The following is a 17,545-nucleotide window of genomic DNA, read 5'->3' as shown; positions in this document are numbered from 1 at the left end:
GGTCCATCCCATGCCATTGATGAAATTCAAGCCCACTTCCCCCGGCCGCCGTTCGGCCGTGCGCGTGGTTACGCCCGATCTGCACAAGGGCGCACCGCACGCAGCGTTGCTGGAGCCGCAGAGCAAGTCCGGTGGTCGTAACCACCACGGTCGCATCACCACGCGTCACGTTGGTGGTGGTCACAAGCAGCACTACCGCGTCATCGATTTCAAGCGCAACAAGGAAGGCATTCCGGCGCGCGTGGAACGGATCGAATACGATCCGAACCGCACCGCCCATATCGCCCTGCTGTGCTACGTCGACGGTGAGCGTCGCTACATCATCGCACCGAAGGGCCTGAAGGCCGGTGACCAGGTGATCGCGGGCTCCGATGCGCCGATCAAGGCAGGCAACACGCTGCCGCTGCGCAACATCCCGGTCGGTACCACCATCCACGGCATCGAACTGAAGCCGGGCAAGGGTGCTCAGATCGCTCGTGCCGCCGGCGCCGCCGTGCAGCTCGTCGCTCGTGAAGGCATCTACGCCACCCTGCGCCTGCGCTCGGGTGAAATGCGCAAGGTGCCGGTCGAGTGCCGCGCCACCATCGGTGAAGTCGGTAACGACGAGCACAACCTGGAGAAGCTGGGCAAGGCTGGCGCCAAGCGCTGGCGCGGTGTCCGCCCGACCGTTCGTGGTGCTGCCATGAACCCGGTTGACCATCCGCACGGCGGTGGTGAGGCGAAGGCCGGCCAGGGTAACCCGCATCCGGTCACCCCGTGGGGTGTTCCGACCAAGGGTTACAAGACGCGCCATAACAAGCGCACTCAGCAGTTCATCGTCCGCGATCGTAGGGGCTAATCGACCATGGCACGTTCACTCAAGAAGGGCCCGTTTGTCGATCACCACCTGGTTGCTAAGGTGGCTGCCGCTGCGGGTAGCAAGCGTCCGATCAAGACCTGGTCGCGTCGTTCGATGATCCTGCCTGACATGGTAGGCGTCACCATTGCCGTGCATAACGGCAAGAACCACATCCCGGTTCTCATCAACGAGAACATGGTCGGCCACAAGCTCGGCGAATTTGCCATCACCCGGACCTTCAAGGGTCACGGTGGTGACAAGAAGTCCGGCAAGTAAGGAGAGATGACAATGGAAGCGAAAGCCATTTTGCGCTCCGCACGCATCTCTGCGCAGAAAGCCCGCCTGGTCGCTGACCAGGTGCGCGGCCTGCCTGCCGAGCGTGCGGTCAACCTGCTGAAGTTCTCGGACAAGAAGGCTGCCCACCTGATCAAGAAGGTGGTGGAGTCGGCTATTGCAAATGCCGAGAACAACCAGGGCGCTGACGTCGACGAGCTGAAGGTCCAGACCATCATGGTAGATGAAGGTCCGACCCTGAAGCGTTTCATGGCGCGGGCGAAAGGCCGCGGTACCCGCATCCTCAAGCGCACCAGCCACATCACTGTGGTTGTGGGCGCCGGCAAGTAAGCGGAAAGGAAAAGACCATGGGTCATAAAGTTCATCCGATTGGTATCCGCCTCGGTATTTCCAAGGATTGGAACTCCAAGTGGTACGCCAACAAGGCCGAGTTCGCTGGTTACCTGGCGGCCGACCTGAAGGTGCGGGAAATGCTGCGCAAGAAGCTTGCGCAGGCCGGCATCAGCAAGATCCTGATCGAGCGTCCGGCAAAGACCGCTCGCGTGACGATCCACACCGCCCGTCCGGGCGTGGTGATCGGCAAGCGCGGTGAGGACATCGAGAAGCTGCGCAAGGAAGTGAGCGAAATGATGGGCGTCCCGGCGCACATCAACGTCACCGAAGTGCGCAAGCCCGAGCTGGACGCCCAGCTGGTTGCCGAGTCCATCGCGCAGCAGCTTGAGCGTCGCATCATGTTCCGCCGCGCAATGAAGCGCTCGGTCGGCAACGCGATGCGCCTCGGTGCCCTGGGCATCAAGGTCAACGTCGGTGGCCGCTTGAACGGTGCTGAAATCGCCCGTTCGGAGTGGTACCGCGAAGGCCGCGTGCCGCTGCACACGCTGCGTGCCGACATCGACTATGGCTTCGCTGAAGCCAAGACGACCTACGGCATCATCGGCATCAAGGTCTGGATCTACAAGGGCGAGGTCTTCGATTTCTCCCAGGTTGGCCAGGAAAAGCAGGACGATTCCCCGCGCAACGATCGTAACGATCGCGGCGACCGCGGTGACCGTCAGCGCCCGGCTCGTGAAGCGAGGTAACGACAATGTTGCAACCCAAGCGAACCAAATACCGCAAGGTACATAAGGGTCGTAACGACGGCCTGAGCTGGAGCGCCAACGCTGTCAGCTTCGGCGAGTACGGCCTGAAGGCGACCGCCCACGGTCAGCTGACCGCGCGTCAGATCGAAGCGGCCCGCCGCTCGATCAGCCGCTACGTCAAGCGCGGTGGCAAGATGTGGATCCGTGTGTTCCCCGACAAGCCCATCACCAAGAAGCCCATCGAAGTTCGAATGGGTTCGGGTAAGGGCAACGTGGAATACTGGGTGGCCCAGATCCAGCCCGGCCGCATGATCTATGAAATCGAGGGTGTAACCGAAGACGTGGCACGCGAGGCGTTCCGCCTGGCCGCCGCCAAGCTCTCGGTCACCACCACTTTCGTAACCCGGACGGTGCGCTGATGGACCTCAAACAACTCCGTGAAAAGTCGGCTGACGAACTGAAGGCCCACCTGATCGACCTGCGTAAGGAACAGTTCTCTGTCCGTATGCAGCAGGTCACCGGCCAGCTGCCGAAGACTCACGATATCCGCCGGGTCCGGCGCGAGATTGCTCGCACCAAGACCCTGCTCGGCAGCATCAAGTAAGGATGGCCGCTATGAGCGACAATACTGAAAACAAAGCGCTGCGCACGGTCGAAGGCCGTGTCGTCAGCAACAAGATGGACAAGACGGTCACCATCCTGGTGGAACGCCAGGTCAAGCACCCGCTGTACGGCAAGTACATCAAGCGCTCGACCAAGCTGCACGCCCACGATGCCGACAATGCCTGCAACGAAGGCGATGTCGTCCGCGTGACCGAGATTGCTCCGATGTCCAAGACCAAGAACTGGCGCGTGGTGGAAGTCATCACGCGTGCGGCTGAATAAGGAGATCTGACTCATGATCCAGATGCAGAGCTACCTTGACGCCGCGGACAACTCCGGTGCCAAGGAACTGATGTGCATCAAGGTGCTTGGCGGTTCCAAGCGCCGTTATGCCCACATCGGTGACATCATCAAGGTCACCGTGAAGGATGCGATTCCGCGCGGCAAGGTCAAGAAGGGCGAAGTCTACGACGCCGTTGTTGTCCGTACCCGCAAGGGTGTTCGTCGTCCGGACGGTTCGCTGATCCGCTTCGACGGCAACGCAGCTGTCCTGCTGAACAACAAGCAGGAGCCGATCGGCACCCGTATCTTCGGACCGGTGACGCGTGAACTTCGTTCCGAGAAGTTCATGAAGATCGTCTCGCTCGCTCCCGAAGTGCTGTGAGCGACAGGAGATAATCATGGCTAACCGTATCAAGAAGGGCGACCAGGTTGTCGTCACCGCTGGCAAGGACAAGGGCAAGCAGGGCGAAATCGTCCGCGTCGACGGCGACCGTGTGGTCGTCGCCAACGTGAACATCGTCAAGCGCCACACCAAGCCGAATCCGCAGGCAGGCGTTGCCGGCGGCGTGGTCGAGCGTGAAGCGTCGATCCATATCTCCAACGTAAGCGTCGTCAACCCGGCAACGGGCAAGGGCGAGCGCGTTGGCTTCAAGGTGCTGGAGGATGGACGCAAACTGCGTGTGTTCCGCTCCAGCGGTGAGGCGCTCGACGCCTGAGGATGCGCTGATGAATACCCGTCTCGAAAAGTTTTACAAGGAAGAAGTAGTCCCGGCGCTGATGAAGCAGTTCGGCTACAAGAATCCGATGGAAGTGCCGAAGCTGGTCAAAGTCACCCTGAACATGGGTGTCGGTGAAGCAGCGACCAACAAGAAGATCCTGGAAAACGCCGTCGGCGACATGACCAAGATTTCCGGCCAGAAGCCGGTTGTCACCAAGTCGCGTGTGTCGGTTGCGTCGTTCAAGATCCGCGATGGTTGGCCGATCGGCTGCAAGACCACGCTGCGCCGTGAAAAGATGTACGAGTTCATGGACCGCCTGATCAACATCTCGCTGCCGCGCGTGCGCGACTTCCGTGGTGTTTCCGGTCGTTCCTTTGACGGTCGCGGCAACTTCAACATGGGTGTGAAGGAACAGATCATCTTCCCGGAAATCGACTTCGACGCTGTCGACGCGATCCGCGGCATGGATATCGCCATCACCACCACGGCGAAGACCGATGCGGAAGCGAAGGCGCTGCTGGCAGCGTTCAAGTTCCCGTTCCGTAACTGATACGTCGAGGAATAACCGAAATGGCAAAGACCTCCATGGTCAACCGCGACATCAAGCGGAAGAAGCTGGCTGAGAAGTTCGCTGACAAGCGCGCTGCTCTGAAGAAGATCGTGTCCTCGCCGGACGCGTCTTACGAAGAGAAGATCGAAGCCTCCACCAAGTTGTCGAAGCTGCCGCGCGATTCGTCGCCGAGCCGCCACCGCAACCGTTGCGAACTGTCTGGCCGCCCGCGTGGCGTGTACAGCAAGTTCGGCCTGGGCCGCAACAAGCTCCGCGAAGCCACCATGCGTGGTGACGTCCCGGGCCTGCGCAAGGCCAGCTGGTAACAGCTGACCGCCTTGCCTGAACAGGGCAGGGCGGGTCCAGGGAGGGCAAGTTCAGCTGCCCTCCAGAAAAAACCAGGGAGCCCGGCGCAAGTCGGGCTCTTTTGGCGTATACTCCCGCGTCTCGCTCTGCGCCTGTCGTGGGGGAGTAACAGGGTTCTGGCCCATTCCAGGAACAAAAACAGAATTCGCGAAAGCGGATATCGGTGCACTCAAAGGTACTCATAATGAGCATGACTGATCCCATCGCCGACCTGCTGGTCCGCATCAAGAATGCGGCAGCGGTTGGCAAGCAGACGGTGAAAGCCCCGTCGTCCAAGATCAAGGTTGCGATCGCCCAGGTCCTGAAGGACGAGGGTTACATCACCGACCTGCGCGTTACCGCGCTCGAGAACAACAAGTCCGAGCTGGAAATCGTGCTGAAGTATTTCGAAGGCAAGCCGGTCATCGCGACCCTGAAGCGCTTCTCGCGTTCGGGCCTGCGCCAGTACCGTGGCAAGAGCGAACTGCCGAAGGTCATGAACGGCCTGGGTATCTCCATCATTTCCACCTCCAAGGGCATCATGACTGATGCGCAGGCGCGCCAGCTCGGCGTCGGCGGCGAAGTCCTGTGCTTCGTGGCCTAAGGCGAAAGGAGTAAGACATGTCCCGTGTAGCCAAGAAGCCGATCGACCTGGGTAAGGTCGAACTGAACGTCCAGAACGAGAACGTCACCGCCAAGGGCCCGAAGGGCACCCTGTCGCTGGCCAAGCCGGCTGGTATCGAAATCAATGTCGAGAACGGCGTTGCCACCCTGAGCACCGAAGATGCAGCCCTCGTGCCGCTGACCGGTACCGTCCGCGCGATCCTGGCCAACATGGTCAAGGGCGTCACCGATGGCTTCGAGCGCAAGCTGGAGCTGGTCGGCGTCGGTTACCGTGCGTCGATGCAGGGCAAGGACCTGAGCCTGGCGCTCGGTTTCTCGCACCCGGTGCTGTACGTGGCGCCGGAAGGCATCACCATCAGCACCCCGACCCAGACCGAGATCCTGGTCCAGGGCGCGGACAAGCAGGTCGTCGGTGAAGTCGCCGCCAAGATCCGTGCGTTCCGCAAGCCGGAACCGTACAAGGGCAAGGGCGTGAAGTACTCCGACGAAGTCATCATTCGCAAGGAAGCCAAGAAGGCGTAAGTGCGAGTCCCCTGCAGGAGCCCGCACCTCCGTGTGCGGATTCCCCGGGGAAAAGCCCAACCTTCAGCTTTCCAGGACTAAAAATCATGAACAAGAACATCGCCCGTCTGCGTCGTGCCAAGTCGACCCGTGCCCACATCCGTGTGCTCGGCGTCGCCCGTCTGTCGGTGCTGCGCACCGGCCAGCACCTGTACGCGCAGGTCTTCACCGCCGACGGCTCGCAGGTGCTGGCTGCCGCCAACACCACCCAGGCCGACGTCAAGGAAGGCCTGAAGAACGGCAAGAACGCCGACGCCGCCGCCAAGGTTGGCCGCATCGTTGCCGAGCGCGCCAAGGCCGCTGGCATCGAGAAGGTTGCCTTCGACCGTTCGGGTTACCGTTACCACGGCCGCATCAAGGCCCTGGCTGACGCCGCCCGCGAAGCCGGCCTGCAGTTCTAAGGGATCAGGAAAGGAGCCTGCGGGTTCCTTTCCGCCTGCTCGCCGGCCAGAGGGTGGCCGGACGCTGTCGTTCTTCTGCAACGACATGACGGAACAACGCACCACTCCACAACCATAAGCGGCCCCGAGCCGTACATACCCAATCAACCAAGGAATCAAAATGGCAGAAGAACGTCAGCAGCGGGGTCGCGATCGCGACCGTAACCGCGAAGAGAAAGTCGACGACGGCATGATCGAGAAGCTGGTCGCGGTCAACCGCGTCAGCAAGACCGTCAAGGGCGGTCGCCAGTTCACCTTCACCGCACTGACCGTGGTCGGCGACGGCGAAGGCAAGGTCGGTTTCGGTTACGGCAAGGCGCGTGAAGTGCCGGTCGCCATCCAGAAGTCGATGGAGCAGGCGCGCAAGAACCAAGTCACCGTCGATCTGAACAACGGCACCCTGTGGCACACGGTCAAGGACGGTCACGGCGCAGCCCGTGTGTTCATGCAGCCGGCCTCGGAAGGTACCGGCGTGATCGCCGGCGGCGCCATGCGTGCCGTGCTGGAAGCGGTTGGCGTGAAGAACGTGCTGGCCAAGGCGACCGGCTCGCGCAACCCGATCAACCTGGTGCGTGCCACCGTGAAGGGCCTGGCTGCCACGCAGTCGCCGGCTCGCATCGCGGCCAAGCGCGGCAAGAAGGTAGAGGATCTGAACCATGGCTAATGAAACCGGCAAGACCGTCAAGGTGCGCCTGGTGCGCGGCCTTCGTGGTTCCCAGTCGCTGCACCGCCTGTCGGTCCGCGCCCTGGGCCTGAGCAAGCTCAACGATGTGCGTGAACTGAAGGACAGCCCGCAGGTTCGCGGCCTGATCAACAAGGTTCACTACCTCGTCAAGGTTGAGGAATAATCCAATGACCATGCATCTGAATGACCTGAGCCCGGCACCGGGCGCCCGCACCGCACGCACCCGCGTCGGTCGTGGCATCGGCTCCGGCCTGGGCAAGACCTGCGGCCGCGGCCACAAGGGTTCGTTCGCCCGCAAGGGTGGCGGCAAGATCAAGGCCGGCTTCGAAGGCGGCCAGACCCCCATGCAGCGTCGTCTGCCGAAGATCGGCTTCAACTCGCCGATCGCCAAGGACACCGCTGAAGTGCTGCTGTACCAGCTGGACAAGCTGCCGGCCGGCGAGATCACCTTCGCCACCCTGCGTGAAGCCAAGCTGGTCCCGAGCATTGCCAAGCGGGCCAAGATCGTCGTCAAGGGCGAACTGACCAAGGCGTACACCCTGAAGGGCATCGTTGCCACGGCTGGTGCCAAGGCTGCGATCGAAGCTGCCGGCGGCAGCGTAACGGAGTAATAGCATCATGGCGCAAGCTGGCATCGGTAACCTCGCGGGTGGAATGGGCAAGTTCACTGAACTTCGCCAACGTCTGCTGTTCGTGGTCGGGGCTTTGATCGTCTATCGGATCGGCTGCTATGTGCCGGTCCCGGGCGTGAATCCCGATGCCATGCTTGCAATGATGGAACAGCAGGGCGGCGGCATCGTGGACATGTTCAACATGTTCTCGGGCGGCGCCCTGCACCGTTTCTCGATCTTCGCGCTGAACGTCATGCCGTACATCTCGGCATCGATCGTGATGCAGCTGGCGGTCCACATCTTCCCGGCGCTGAAGGCGCTGCAGAAGGAAGGTGAATCCGGACGCCGCAAGATCACCCAGTATTCCCGCATCGGCGCCGTGTTGCTGGCGGTGGTGCAGGGCGGCAGCATCGCGCTGGCGCTGCAGAACCAGGTCTCGCCGGGTGGCGCAGCCGTGGTCTATGCCCCGGGCATGGGCTTCGTGCTGACCGCCGTGATCGCGCTGACCGCAGGCACCATGTTCCTGATGTGGGTTGGTGAGCAGGTCACCGAGCGCGGCATCGGCAACGGCGTGTCGCTGATCATCTTCGCCGGTATCGTGGCGGGCCTGCCGGGTGCGGTCATCCACACCTTCGACGCCTACCGCGACGGCAACATCCAGTTCATCCAGCTGCTGCTGATCGCGCTGGTGGTGCTGGCCTTCACCTTCTTCGTGGTGTTCGTCGAACGCGGCCAGCGCCGCATCACGGTGAACTACGCGCGCCGCCAGGGTGGCCGCAACGCGTACATGAACCAGACCTCGTTCCTGCCGTTGAAGCTCAACATGGCTGGCGTGATCCCCGCGATCTTCGCCTCCAGCCTGCTGGCCTTCCCGGCGACGCTGGCGATGTGGTCTGGCCAGGCCGCCAACCAGAGCGCCACCGGCCAGTGGCTGCAGAAGATCGCCAATGCCCTGGGCCCGGGCGAGCCGCTGCACATGATCGTGTTCGCAGGCCTGATCACCGGCTTCGCGTTCTTCTATACCGCGCTGGTGTTCAATTCGCAGGAAACCGCCGACAACCTGAAGAAGTCGGGCGCGCTGATTCCGGGCATCCGTCCGGGCAAGGCCACCGCCGATTACATCGACGGCGTGCTGACCCGCCTGACCGCAGCCGGTTCGGCCTACCTGGTGATCGTCTGCCTGCTGCCGGAACTGATGCGCACGCAGCTGAATGCTTCGTTCTACTTCGGCGGTACCTCGCTGCTGATCGTGGTGGTGGTGGTGATGGACTTCATCGCCCAGGTGCAGGCGCACCTGATGTCCCACCAGTACGAGAGCCTGCTGAAGAAGGCAAACCTGAAGGGCGGCAACCGCGGCGGTTTTGCGCGCGGCTGATCTCCCTGTTACACTATCGTCTTCCTGATGTGATGGTCCTCCGCTTCGCGGACCCGGCTATCCAAAGAAGGGCGGCCCCCGCAGCGGTTCCGGGTGGGGGTGAGATCTGGTGGTCCTGCGCAGGAGTAGCGCGGGCGGCCACGGCAGCAATCCCCCGGGATTGCCGTCGCGACCAACCTGATCCGGCGCCGGAGCCTGGGCACACTCCCCGGGCCAAGGTTCATGAAGCCTTCGTGGTTTCACGGACTTTCCAGTAAACCGGAACCTGTTCGTTTGTTGGTTACCATTTTTGATCCATCCTGCCGGATTTGCGCGCCTTCACGGTGCGCTGTCGGCCATCACTCAGCTGGAGAACCGCGTCATGGCGCGTATTGCAGGCGTCAACCTGCCAGCCCAGAAGCATGTCTGGGTCGGGTTGCAAAGCATTTACGGCATCGGCCGTACCCGTTCGAAGAAGGTCTGCGAAGTCGCAGGCGTTGCTTCGACCACCAAGATCCGCGATCTGTCGGAGCCGGAAATCGAACGTCTGCGTTCGGAAGTCGGCAAGTACATCGTTGAAGGCGATCTGCGCCGTGAAATCGGCATCGCGATCAAGCGCCTGATGGACCTGGGCTGCTACCGCGGTCTGCGTCATCGTCGCGGTCTCCCGCTGCGTGGCCAGCGTACCCGTACCAACGCCCGCACCCGCAAGGGTCCGCGCAAGGCGATCAGGAAGTAAGGGACACATAAATGGCTAAGCCCGCTGCTAAGACCAAGAAGAAGATCAAGCGCGTCATCACTGATGGCGTTGCCCACGTCCACGCTTCTTTCAACAACACCATCGTGACCATCACCGACCGCCAGGGTAATGCCCTGTCGTGGGCGACCTCCGGTGGCGCCGGCTTCCGCGGTTCGCGCAAGTCGACTCCGTTCGCTGCCCAGGTTGCCGCCGAAAAGGCCGGCCGTGCTGCGCTCGACTACGGCGTGAAGTCGCTGGAAGTCCGCATCAAGGGCCCGGGTCCGGGTCGTGAGTCCGCCGTTCGTTCGCTGAACAACGTCGGTTACAAGATCACCAACATCATCGACGTGACGCCAATCCCGCACAACGGGTGCCGTCCGCCGAAGAAGCGTCGCGTCTAAGGGAGCGATAAGAAATGGCTCGTTATATCGGTCCTACCTGTAAGCTCGCCCGCCGCGAAGGCGCCGACCTTTCCCTCAAGAGCCCGGCGCGTGCGCTGGACTCCAAGTGCAAGCTGGAGCAGAAGCCCGGCCAGCACGGCGCCACTGCCCGCAAGGGCAAGCTGTCCGACTACGCCACCCAGCTGCGTGAAAAGCAGAAGGTCAAGCGTATCTACGGCCTGCTGGAGCGTCAGTTCCGCAACTACTACAAGAAGGCCTCGACCAAGAAGGGCAACACCGGCGAGAACCTGCTGCAGCTGCTGGAAACCCGTCTGGACAACGTCGTCTATCGCATGGGCTTCGCTGTGACCCGTCCGGCTGCGCGTCAGCTGGTCTCGCACCGCGGCGTCACCGTCAACGGCAAGTCGGTCAACCTGGCTTCGTACCAGATCAAGGCCGGCGACGCGGTTGCTCTGTCCGAAAAGGCTGCCAAGCAGCTGCGCGTTCAGGAAGCCCTGACCGTTTCGGCCACGCACGACATGCGTCCGTCGTGGATTGAAGTGGACTCCGGCAAGTTCGCCGGCGTCTTCAAGGCGGTTCCGGATCGTTCGGACCTGCCTGCAGACATCAATGAAGCGCTGATCGTCGAGCTGTATTCGAAGTAATTCACATTGGAGAGCCCCCGGCGACGGCCGGGGGTTCACTAGGAGAACCCGCAACATGACGGTTACCGCCAACCAGGTTCTGCGTCCTCGTGGCCCGCAGATCGAACGCCTTACCGACACACGCGCCAAGGTCGTTATCGAACCCTTGGAGCGTGGTTATGGGCACACGCTGGGCAACGCCCTGCGTCGCGTCCTGCTGTCGTCCATCCCGGGCTTCGCGATCACGGAAGTCGAAATCGACGGCGTGTTGCATGAGTACACCACGGTCGAAGGTCTGCAGGAGGACGTGCTTGAAGTCCTGCTCAACCTGAAGGACGTGGCCATCCGTATGCATACCGGCGACAGCGCCACCCTGTCCCTGTCCAAGCAGGGTCCGGGCGTCGTTACCGCTGCCGACATCAAGGTCGATCACAACGTGGAGGTCCTCAACGGCGACCACGTGATCTGCAACCTGACCAAGGATACGGCAATCAACATGCGTCTGAAGATCGAACGTGGTTTCGGCTACCAGCCGGCTGCCGCGCGTCGTCGTCCGGACGAAGAAACCCGTGCCATCGGCCGCCTGGTCCTGGATGCCTCGTTCTCGCCGGTCCGCCGCGTCGCCTATGCCGTGGAAGCGGCACGTGTCGAACAGCGCACCGACCTGGACAAGCTGGTCATCGATATCGAGACCAACGGCACCATCGATGCCGAGGAAGCCGTGCGCACCGCCGCCGACATCCTCAGCGACCAGCTGTCGGTGTTCGGTGACTTCACCCACCGCGACCGCGGTGCGGCCAAGCCGGCCAACAACGGCGTGGATCCGGTGCTGCTGCGCCCGATCGACGACCTGGAACTGACCGTGCGTTCGGCCAACTGCCTCAAGGCGCGAAAGCATCTATTACATCGGCGATCTGATCCAGAAGACCGAAGTGGAGCTGCTGAAGACCCCGAACCTGGGCAAGAAGTCGCTCACCGAAATCAAGGAAGTGCTGGCCCAGCGTGGCCTGTCGCTCGGCATGAAGCTGGAGAACTGGCCGCCGGCCGGCGTCGCCAGCCACGGCATGCTCGGCTGATAGCCGCTTCCTGCAGCATCGCGAAAGGCTCCACCGGCAACGGTGGGGCCTTCGCACCGTAGTGTCGAGCTTGCTCGATTGCCGTACCCGCAGTCGAACAAGCTCGACGCTACACCAACCGACGGACGATCAGTCCGCGGACAGGCCGACCAGGACGGGCGGCCAGGACCATCCGCAGTCCGAATTCAGCGCCATGACGGCGACAACGATCCCCAAAGACTCAATCTTGCAAAGGAATCACCACCATGCGTCACCAGAAATCCGGCCGTAAGTTCAGCCGCACCAGCGCCCACCGCGAAGCAATGTTCAAGAACATGGCCGCCTCGCTGTTCAAGCACGAGCTGATCAAGACCACCCTGCCGAAGGCCAAGGAACTGCGCCGCGTCGCCGAGCCGCTGATCACCCTGGCCAAGGTCGACTCCGTCGCCAACCGCCGCCTGGCCTTCGCCCGCCTGCGTGACAACGAAGCCGTCGGCAACCTGTTCACCATCCTCGGCCCGCGTTACGCGTCGCGCCCGGGTGGTTACCTGCGTCTGCTGAAGTGCGGTTTCCGCGCCGGTGACAATGCCCCGATGGCCTACGTCGAGCTGGTCGACCGTCCGGCCGCCGTTGCAGAGGAAGTGGCCGAGTAATCGGACCGGTTCCTGCTGTACCGTCAGAAGCCCGGCCGCGTGCCGGGCTTCTGCGTTTCCGGTGACCGCATTCCGACAGGCGACGCGCGTGGCGGTTCGAACGGCGGCGCCGGTCGGTTACCCTTGGCACCTGCCTGGCTAGAGTCGCCTTATGAATCCGTTCCGTTGGCCGTTCCGCGCCCAGTTCCTGCTGGGATTCCTGATCTGTGCGGGGCTGCTGGCCTATGCCATCTTCCTGCAGCTGCAGATGGGGCTGGAGCCGTGCCCGTTGTGCATCTTCCAGCGCATCGCCTTCGCCGCGCTGGGCCTGGTGTTCCTGATCGGGGCGCTGCACGGGCCCTCCAACCGTCCCGGCCGCGTCACCTACGGGGTACTGGCCTTCATCGCCGCCGGCGTGGGCATCGGCATTGCCGCACGGCATGTGTATGTGCAGATGATCCCGCCGGAGTTCGGTGCCACCTGCGGCCCGCCGCTGGCGTTCCTCAGCGAGACCATGGGGCCCTTCGAAGTGTTCCGCACGGTGCTTACCGGCACCGGTAACTGCGGCAACATCGACTGGACCTTCCTCGGGCTGACGATGCCGATGTGGTCGCTGGCGTGGTTCGCTCTGCTGGCGGCGTGGGCGCTGCTGGTATCGTTGCGCCGCATGCGCTGAGCGCGCCTGCTGTAACTGATCCGCCGAGCATGGCTCGGCGCTACCTTGAAGGTCCTGGAGTCCGCCATGTCGTCCGTTGATTCGTTGCCCCCCGCCGACTGGTCGCCGGAGAGCTGGCGCGGCAAGACCGCGCTGCAGATGCCGAGCTACCCGGATCCGGTGGCGCTGGATGCCGCGCTGCACGAGCTGAAGCGGCTGCCGCCGCTGGTGACCTCGTGGGAAATCGTCGCACTGAAGCAGCAGCTCGCCGATGCCCAGGAAGGGCGGCGCTTCCTGCTGCAGGGCGGTGACTGCGCGGAGAACTTCAGCGACTGCGAATCGGGCATGATCTCCAACCGGCTCAAGGTGCTGCTGCAGATGAGCCTGGTGCTGGTGCACGGCCTGCGCAAGCCGGTGATCCGGGTCGGGCGCTTCGCCGGGCAGTACGCCAAGCCGCGCTCCGCCGATACTGAAACGCGTGACGGGGTGACCCTGCCGAGCTACCGCGGCGATGTGATCAATGCACCGGCGTTCACCGAGGCCGCGCGCCTGCCTGATCCGAAGCGGATGCTGCAGGCGCATGCGCATTCGGCCATGACCATGAACTTCGTGCGCGCGCTCATCGACGGCGGCTTCGCCGACCTGCACCACCCGGAATACTGGAACCTGGAGTGGGTGCGGCATTCGCCGTTGGCGGTGGAGTACCAGAAGATGGTGACCTCGATCGAAGATTCGATCGGCTTCATGGAAACCATTTCCGGCTCGCGCGTGCACAACCTCAAGCGCGTCGACTTCTACACTTCGCACGAAGCGCTGCTGCTGCCGTACGAGCAGGGCCTGACCCGGCAGGTGCCGCGCCAGCAGGGCTGGCTGAACCTGAGCACGCACTACCCGTGGATCGGCATGCGCACGGCGGCGCTGGATGGCGCCCACGTGGAATACCTGCGTGGCGTGCGCAACCCGATCGCGATCAAGGTCGGGCCGTCGGTGCAGCCGGACCAGTTGCTGCGCCTGATCGATGTGCTGAACCCCGACGACGAGCCGGGCCGGCTCAGCTTCATCCACCGCATGGGCGCGGCGCAGATCGCCGACAAGCTGCCCCCGCTGCTGGATGCGGTGAAGCGCGACGGGCGTCGGGTGCTGTGGGTCTGCGATGCGATGCATGGCAATACCGAGAGCACCGACAACGGCTACAAGACGCGTCGCTTCGACAACATCCGCGGTGAAGTGGAGCTGTCCTTCGACCTGCATGCCGCAGCGGGCACGCGACTGGGTGGCGTCCACCTGGAGATGACCGGCGAGGATGTCACCGAGTGCACCGGCGGCGCGCGCGAGCTCACCGAACGCGACCTGGAGCGTGCCTACCGCTCCAGCGTGGATCCGCGGCTGAACTACGAGCAGTCGCTGGAAATCGCGATGGCGATCGTGCGCAAGCAGGCAGGCTGAAAGGGGTCAGGCTGAAAGGGGTCAGAGTCCGGGGTCAGAGTCAGGGGTCGGAGTCAGGGGTCGGAGTTGCGACTCTGACCCCTGACTCTGACCCCCTTTTTACGAACGACTGACACCATGCTCATGGCCGCTGCGACACGCTGATCCTTTCGCGTGGTCGTGGAGGTGCAAGGGTGATCGAGTGGGGACGGGCGCAGGCTTACGTGGTACCGCTGGGCGTCGCGCTGGTGGTTGGTGGATTAGGCGCATGGCTCATCCTTGCGCTGTATCGGCGGCTTGCGGGCAAGGACCGACGGCGGGCACGCATCGGCCGGATGCTGGGTCCGCCGCTGGCGCTGGCCTTCCCGCTGTTGCTGCTGGTGCCGGCGCTGCAGGCGACGCCGCTGCACGACCGCTGGCTGGAACAGGCCCAGCGGGTGGCACACATCGGATTGACCGGCTGCTTCATCTGGCTGCTGGTGCGCGCGGTGGCGGCAGGTGAAAAAGCCATCCTGCGCAACCATCCCATCGAAGTGGCCGACAACCTGGAAGCGCGGCGCATCCAGACCCAGACCCGCGTCCTCAGCCGCGTGCTGATGGGCGGCATCATCATCCTGGGTGCCTCGCTGGTGCTGCTGCAGTTCGAGATGGTGGCCAAGATCGGCTCGGCGCTGCTGGCGTCAGCCGGCCTGATCGGCCTGGTGGCCGGTATCGCCGCCAAGCCGGTGTTCGGCAACCTGATCGCCGGCGTGCAGATCGCGGTGACCCAACCGATCCGGCTGGATGACGTGGTGATCGTGGAAGGCGAGTGGGGGCGCATCGAAGAGATCGGCAGCAGTTACGTGGTGGTCCGCATCTGGGACGAACGACGGATGGTGGTGCCGCTGACCTGGTTCATCGAAAACCCCTTCCAGAACTGGACCCGGCGCAGCGCCGACCTGCTCGGTACCGCCTTCCTGTGGCTGGACTACCGCGCGCCGATTCCCGCCATCCGCGCCGAGCTTGAGCGCATCTGCAAGGACGCCCCGCTCTGGGACGGACGGGTGTGCGTGACCCAGGTCACCGAGACCACCGAACACACCCTGCAGGTGCGCCTGCTGGTCAGTGCGCGCAATTCCGGCGATGCCTTCGACCTGCGCTGCCTGATCCGCGAACGGATGCTGGACTTCCTGGCCCGCGAGCATCCGCAGGCCTTGCCACGGCTGCGTGCGCAGATGGAAGACGCCGCCGACACGCCGCGCCGCCGCGTGGCGGTGACGGCGGCCCCGGACATCCGCTCACCCGGCGCCGAAGATGGCGAGCCGGCAGTTGGCTAGTGCCGAGCCATGCTCGGCGGCATGTCGGTGGGCACGCCTCGCCACGAGGGCCATCAGGCCGGTCGGCTGCCCTTACAGCGGCGGTGGTCGGCGCGCCATGGTGCGCTGCTCGTAGGCGTAGCCCAGTTCGATCAGGCGCGGTTCGGCCCAGGCCGTGCCCATGAACAACAGCCCCACCGGCAGGCCATCGACATGGCCCATGGGCACGCTCAGGCTGGGATAGCCGGCAACCGCGGCCGCACCGTAGCTGCCCCCGGGGAAGGTGTCCCCGCCACTGCGGGTGATCGGCCATGCGGTGCCCGTGGTGGGCGCCACCAGCGCGTCCAGCTGGTGAGCGCGCAGCAGCGCATCGATGCCCTGTTCACTGGCGATGCGCCGCGCCTGGCTGCGCGCCTGGATGTAGCCTGCATCGCCCAGCGTGCCCACCTGCGCGGAGGCTTCGAGCAGTTCCTGCCCGAACAGCGGCAGTTCCTGCGCGGCGTGTCGGGTATTGAAGGCAATGAGCTGGGGCAGGGTGCGCAGCGGCGCCTTCCAGTGGCGCAGGTAGCGTTCCAGCCCGGACTTGAACTCGAAGCGCAGCACCGTCTGCTCGGCCTCGGCCCACGGCGTCGGATCCAGTTCCGGCACCTTCACCACCGTGGCGCCGGCCCGGCGCAGTTCGTCCACCGCATGCTGCATCAACGTGCCGATGCCGGGGCGTTGGGTGAGCGGACTGTCCATCACCCCGATCCGGGCTCCGCGCAGGCCATCTGGATTCAGCCGCGCGGTGTAGTCGTACACCGCACGGCCCGGCAGGGTGGCGGTCGCCGGGTCGGCATCATCGCGCCCGGCGATGGCGGTCAGCACTGCGGCGGCATCGGCCACCGTGCGGGTGATCGGGCCGGCCGTGTCCTGGCTGAAGGAGATCGGGATGATGCCATCGCGGCTGACCAGTCCCACGGTGGGTTTCAGGCCGACCACCCCGTTGATCGCGGCGGGGCAGACGATGCTGCCATCGGTTTCCGTACCGATGGACACCGCGGCGAGGTTGGCCGACACCGCCACCGCGCTGCCGCTGCTGGAGCCGCAGGGGCTGTAGCCGAGGCGATACGGGTTGCGGGTCTGGCCACCGCGCGCGCTCCAGCCGGAGATGGAGTCCTCGCCCCGGTAGTTGGCCCATTCGCTCAGGTTGCTCTTGCCGAGGATGACCGCGCCGGCCTCGCGCAGGCGGCGCACCAGGAAGGCGTCCGGCGGGCGGAAGCCGGCCAGTGCCAGTGAACCGGCCGTGGTGCTCATGGGCGCGGTGTTGATGTTGTCCTTGAGCAGCACCGGGATGCCATGCAGGGGGCCGCGCACGCGGCCGCTGCGGCGCTCCCGGTCGCGTTGGGCGGCTTCCTTCAGGGCATCCGGGTTGAGTTCGATGACGGCGCGCAGGCGCGGGCCTGCGCGGTCCAGCGCGGCGATCCGCGCCAGGTAGGCGGTGGTCAGGGTGGTACTGGTCATTTCGCCGGCCCGCATGCGCGCCTGCAGGTCGGTGACTTCGGCTTCGGCATAGGCGAAAGGCGCCGCGGCTGCCGCAGCGGGATGCGCCGTGGACGCTCGTGGTGACGCTGCCGCCAGGCCGACCGGGCACGCCAACAGCACCGCGGCGAGCACGATGGACAGGCGAAGACAGGGTTTCAACAAAGGGACGATGCGCATGCAGGGCGGCCTGGTCACCGGCCCAGTGTATCGC

Annotated in this window: 27 protein-coding genes; 26 read left to right on the top strand and 1 reads right to left on the bottom strand. The window is 64.1% G+C overall.

The genetic code is table 11. From position 1 onward, the window contains the following. Positions 1–10 precede the first annotated feature (10 nt). From rplB to QE373_RS14610, 26 genes are all read left to right on the top strand, one after another. Positions 11–838, top strand: coding sequence for a 50S ribosomal protein L2 (gene rplB, locus QE373_RS14735; protein WP_042614227.1), 828 nt, complete (start codon positions 11–13; stop codon positions 836–838). A 6-nt stretch (positions 839–844) separates the two neighbouring features. Then, positions 845–1,114, top strand: coding sequence for a 30S ribosomal protein S19 (gene rpsS, locus QE373_RS14730; protein WP_042614226.1), 270 nt, complete (start codon positions 845–847; stop codon positions 1,112–1,114). A gap of 12 nt (positions 1,115–1,126) precedes the next feature. Then, complete coding sequence (gene rplV / locus QE373_RS14725; protein WP_017355410.1) at positions 1,127–1,462, top strand: 50S ribosomal protein L22; 336 nt, start codon at positions 1,127–1,129, stop codon at positions 1,460–1,462. A gap of 17 nt (positions 1,463–1,479) precedes the next feature. Next, positions 1,480–2,211, top strand: coding sequence for a 30S ribosomal protein S3 (gene rpsC, locus QE373_RS14720; protein WP_042614225.1), 732 nt, complete (start codon positions 1,480–1,482; stop codon positions 2,209–2,211). Positions 2,212–2,216: 5 nt separating this feature from the next. Next, positions 2,217–2,630, top strand: coding sequence for a 50S ribosomal protein L16 (rplP, locus tag QE373_RS14715; protein WP_042614224.1), 414 nt, complete (start codon positions 2,217–2,219; stop codon positions 2,628–2,630). Next, positions 2,630–2,815 carry a 50S ribosomal protein L29 gene (gene rpmC, locus QE373_RS14710; protein ID WP_042614223.1) on the top strand — a complete coding sequence of 62 codons (186 nt, stop codon included), beginning with the start codon at positions 2,630–2,632 and terminating at the stop codon, positions 2,813–2,815. The genes rplP and rpmC overlap by 1 nt, the downstream gene beginning before the upstream one ends. A gap of 11 nt (positions 2,816–2,826) precedes the next feature. After that, positions 2,827–3,096 carry a 30S ribosomal protein S17 gene (gene rpsQ / locus QE373_RS14705; RefSeq protein WP_042614222.1) on the top strand — a complete coding sequence of 90 codons (270 nt, stop codon included), beginning with the start codon at positions 2,827–2,829 and terminating at the stop codon, positions 3,094–3,096. 13 nt (positions 3,097–3,109) lie between these two features. Then, positions 3,110–3,478, top strand: a complete 369-nt coding sequence (gene rplN, locus QE373_RS14700) for a 50S ribosomal protein L14 (protein ID WP_042614221.1) — start codon at positions 3,110–3,112, stop codon at positions 3,476–3,478. Between the two features lie 16 nt (positions 3,479–3,494). Beyond that, complete coding sequence (gene rplX / locus QE373_RS14695) at positions 3,495–3,812, top strand: 50S ribosomal protein L24 (RefSeq protein ID WP_042614220.1); 318 nt, start codon at positions 3,495–3,497, stop codon at positions 3,810–3,812. 10 nt (positions 3,813–3,822) lie between these two features. Beyond that, entirely contained in the window at positions 3,823–4,365 is a 543-nt protein-coding gene (gene rplE / locus QE373_RS14690; protein WP_042614219.1) for a 50S ribosomal protein L5, read from the top strand. Positions 4,366–4,385: 20 nt separating this feature from the next. Further along, positions 4,386–4,691, top strand: a complete 306-nt coding sequence (rpsN, locus tag QE373_RS14685) for a 30S ribosomal protein S14 (RefSeq protein ID WP_042614218.1) — start codon at positions 4,386–4,388, stop codon at positions 4,689–4,691. 224 nt (positions 4,692–4,915) lie between these two features. After that, entirely contained in the window at positions 4,916–5,314 is a 399-nt protein-coding gene (gene rpsH, locus QE373_RS14680; protein ID WP_004145387.1) for a 30S ribosomal protein S8, read from the top strand. Between the two features lie 17 nt (positions 5,315–5,331). After that, the gene (gene rplF / locus QE373_RS14675; RefSeq protein WP_057508939.1) at positions 5,332–5,856 is read left to right on the top strand and encodes a 50S ribosomal protein L6; all 525 of its coding nucleotides are present in this window, start codon (positions 5,332–5,334) and stop codon (positions 5,854–5,856) included. A gap of 86 nt (positions 5,857–5,942) precedes the next feature. After that, entirely contained in the window at positions 5,943–6,296 is a 354-nt protein-coding gene (gene rplR, locus QE373_RS14670; protein ID WP_057508938.1) for a 50S ribosomal protein L18, read from the top strand. A 160-nt stretch (positions 6,297–6,456) separates the two neighbouring features. Further along, positions 6,457–6,999 carry a 30S ribosomal protein S5 gene (rpsE, locus tag QE373_RS14665; protein ID WP_042614215.1) on the top strand — a complete coding sequence of 181 codons (543 nt, stop codon included), beginning with the start codon at positions 6,457–6,459 and terminating at the stop codon, positions 6,997–6,999. Next, positions 6,992–7,183, top strand: coding sequence for a 50S ribosomal protein L30 (gene rpmD / locus QE373_RS14660; protein ID WP_042614214.1), 192 nt, complete (start codon positions 6,992–6,994; stop codon positions 7,181–7,183). Before rpsE ends, rpmD begins: the two co-directional genes overlap by 8 nt. A 4-nt stretch (positions 7,184–7,187) precedes the next feature. Then, on the top strand, positions 7,188–7,631 hold the full coding sequence (rplO, locus tag QE373_RS14655; RefSeq protein WP_057508937.1) for a 50S ribosomal protein L15: 444 nt from the start codon (positions 7,188–7,190) through the stop codon (positions 7,629–7,631). 7 nt (positions 7,632–7,638) lie between these two features. Next, positions 7,639–9,006: a preprotein translocase subunit SecY gene (gene secY / locus QE373_RS14650; protein ID WP_057508936.1), complete on the top strand. Its 1,368-nt coding sequence runs from the start codon at positions 7,639–7,641 to the stop codon at positions 9,004–9,006. 361 nt (positions 9,007–9,367) lie between these two features. Then, entirely contained in the window at positions 9,368–9,724 is a 357-nt protein-coding gene (rpsM, locus tag QE373_RS14645; protein ID WP_042614233.1) for a 30S ribosomal protein S13, read from the top strand. 11 nt (positions 9,725–9,735) lie between these two features. Then, the gene (gene rpsK, locus QE373_RS14640; protein WP_042614211.1) at positions 9,736–10,125 is read left to right on the top strand and encodes a 30S ribosomal protein S11; all 390 of its coding nucleotides are present in this window, start codon (positions 9,736–9,738) and stop codon (positions 10,123–10,125) included. A gap of 14 nt (positions 10,126–10,139) precedes the next feature. Beyond that, entirely contained in the window at positions 10,140–10,769 is a 630-nt protein-coding gene (rpsD, locus tag QE373_RS14635) for a 30S ribosomal protein S4 (protein ID WP_042614210.1), read from the top strand. A gap of 55 nt (positions 10,770–10,824) precedes the next feature. Next, positions 10,825–11,886 (top strand): DNA-directed RNA polymerase subunit alpha, encoded by a 1,062-nt coding sequence (gene rpoA, locus QE373_RS14630; RefSeq protein WP_345784379.1) that lies wholly within the window; start codon positions 10,825–10,827, stop codon positions 11,884–11,886. A 183-nt stretch (positions 11,887–12,069) separates the two neighbouring features. Beyond that, positions 12,070–12,456, top strand: a complete 387-nt coding sequence (gene rplQ, locus QE373_RS14625; RefSeq protein WP_042614208.1) for a 50S ribosomal protein L17 — start codon at positions 12,070–12,072, stop codon at positions 12,454–12,456. Between the two features lie 151 nt (positions 12,457–12,607). Further along, a complete protein-coding gene (locus tag QE373_RS14620; protein WP_057508935.1) occupies positions 12,608–13,111 on the top strand; it encodes a disulfide bond formation protein B in 504 nt (167 codons plus the stop codon). Between the two features lie 66 nt (positions 13,112–13,177). Then, positions 13,178–14,536: a 3-deoxy-7-phosphoheptulonate synthase class II gene (locus tag QE373_RS14615; RefSeq protein WP_309687832.1), complete on the top strand. Its 1,359-nt coding sequence runs from the start codon at positions 13,178–13,180 to the stop codon at positions 14,534–14,536. A gap of 176 nt (positions 14,537–14,712) precedes the next feature. Then, complete coding sequence (locus QE373_RS14610; protein ID WP_309689838.1) at positions 14,713–15,831, top strand: mechanosensitive ion channel domain-containing protein; 1,119 nt, start codon at positions 14,713–14,715, stop codon at positions 15,829–15,831. 72 nt (positions 15,832–15,903) lie between these two features. On the opposite strand, the gene QE373_RS14605 is transcribed toward QE373_RS14610, so the two are convergent. Continuing rightward, positions 15,904–17,511, bottom strand: a complete 1,608-nt coding sequence (locus QE373_RS14605; RefSeq protein ID WP_309687830.1) for an amidase — start codon at positions 17,509–17,511, stop codon at positions 15,904–15,906. Between the last annotated feature and the right edge of the window lie 34 nt (positions 17,512–17,545).

Source organism: Stenotrophomonas sp. SORGH_AS_0321, assembly GCF_031453215.1.
Taxonomy (GTDB): Bacteria; Pseudomonadota; Gammaproteobacteria; order Xanthomonadales; family Xanthomonadaceae; genus Stenotrophomonas; species Stenotrophomonas chelatiphaga.
Note: the sequence above shows the minus strand (reverse complement) of the source record. Positions and strands in the feature narration are given on the sequence as shown.

Excerpts from the sequence above, each read along its gene's own strand:
- rplB (WP_042614227.1), top strand. The coding sequence starts at position 11 with ATGCCATTGATGAAATTCAAGCCCACTTCCCCCGGCCGCCGTTCGGCC.
- rpsS (WP_042614226.1), top strand. The coding sequence starts at position 845 with ATGGCACGTTCACTCAAGAAGGGCCCGTTTGTCGATCACCACCTGGTT.
- rplV (WP_017355410.1), top strand. The coding sequence starts at position 1,127 with ATGGAAGCGAAAGCCATTTTGCGCTCCGCACGCATCTCTGCGCAGAAA.
- rpsC (WP_042614225.1), top strand. The coding sequence starts at position 1,480 with ATGGGTCATAAAGTTCATCCGATTGGTATCCGCCTCGGTATTTCCAAG.
- rplP (WP_042614224.1), top strand. The coding sequence starts at position 2,217 with ATGTTGCAACCCAAGCGAACCAAATACCGCAAGGTACATAAGGGTCGT.
- rpmC (WP_042614223.1), top strand. The coding sequence starts at position 2,630 with ATGGACCTCAAACAACTCCGTGAAAAGTCGGCTGACGAACTGAAGGCC.
- rpsQ (WP_042614222.1), top strand. The coding sequence starts at position 2,827 with ATGAGCGACAATACTGAAAACAAAGCGCTGCGCACGGTCGAAGGCCGT.
- rplN (WP_042614221.1), top strand. The coding sequence starts at position 3,110 with ATGATCCAGATGCAGAGCTACCTTGACGCCGCGGACAACTCCGGTGCC.
- rplX (WP_042614220.1), top strand. The coding sequence starts at position 3,495 with ATGGCTAACCGTATCAAGAAGGGCGACCAGGTTGTCGTCACCGCTGGC.
- rplE (WP_042614219.1), top strand. The coding sequence starts at position 3,823 with ATGAATACCCGTCTCGAAAAGTTTTACAAGGAAGAAGTAGTCCCGGCG.
- rpsN (WP_042614218.1), top strand. The coding sequence starts at position 4,386 with ATGGCAAAGACCTCCATGGTCAACCGCGACATCAAGCGGAAGAAGCTG.
- rpsH (WP_004145387.1), top strand. The coding sequence starts at position 4,916 with ATGAGCATGACTGATCCCATCGCCGACCTGCTGGTCCGCATCAAGAAT.
- rplF (WP_057508939.1), top strand. The coding sequence starts at position 5,332 with ATGTCCCGTGTAGCCAAGAAGCCGATCGACCTGGGTAAGGTCGAACTG.
- rplR (WP_057508938.1), top strand. The coding sequence starts at position 5,943 with ATGAACAAGAACATCGCCCGTCTGCGTCGTGCCAAGTCGACCCGTGCC.
- rpsE (WP_042614215.1), top strand. The coding sequence starts at position 6,457 with ATGGCAGAAGAACGTCAGCAGCGGGGTCGCGATCGCGACCGTAACCGC.
- rpmD (WP_042614214.1), top strand. The coding sequence starts at position 6,992 with ATGGCTAATGAAACCGGCAAGACCGTCAAGGTGCGCCTGGTGCGCGGC.
- rplO (WP_057508937.1), top strand. The coding sequence starts at position 7,188 with ATGACCATGCATCTGAATGACCTGAGCCCGGCACCGGGCGCCCGCACC.
- secY (WP_057508936.1), top strand. The coding sequence starts at position 7,639 with ATGGCGCAAGCTGGCATCGGTAACCTCGCGGGTGGAATGGGCAAGTTC.
- rpsM (WP_042614233.1), top strand. The coding sequence starts at position 9,368 with ATGGCGCGTATTGCAGGCGTCAACCTGCCAGCCCAGAAGCATGTCTGG.
- rpsK (WP_042614211.1), top strand. The coding sequence starts at position 9,736 with ATGGCTAAGCCCGCTGCTAAGACCAAGAAGAAGATCAAGCGCGTCATC.
- rpsD (WP_042614210.1), top strand. The coding sequence starts at position 10,140 with ATGGCTCGTTATATCGGTCCTACCTGTAAGCTCGCCCGCCGCGAAGGC.
- rpoA (WP_345784379.1), top strand. The coding sequence starts at position 10,825 with ATGACGGTTACCGCCAACCAGGTTCTGCGTCCTCGTGGCCCGCAGATC.
- rplQ (WP_042614208.1), top strand. The coding sequence starts at position 12,070 with ATGCGTCACCAGAAATCCGGCCGTAAGTTCAGCCGCACCAGCGCCCAC.
- QE373_RS14620 (WP_057508935.1), top strand. The coding sequence starts at position 12,608 with ATGAATCCGTTCCGTTGGCCGTTCCGCGCCCAGTTCCTGCTGGGATTC.
- QE373_RS14615 (WP_309687832.1), top strand. The coding sequence starts at position 13,178 with ATGTCGTCCGTTGATTCGTTGCCCCCCGCCGACTGGTCGCCGGAGAGC.
- QE373_RS14605 (WP_309687830.1), bottom strand. The coding sequence starts at position 17,511 with ATGCGCATCGTCCCTTTGTTGAAACCCTGTCTTCGCCTGTCCATCGTG.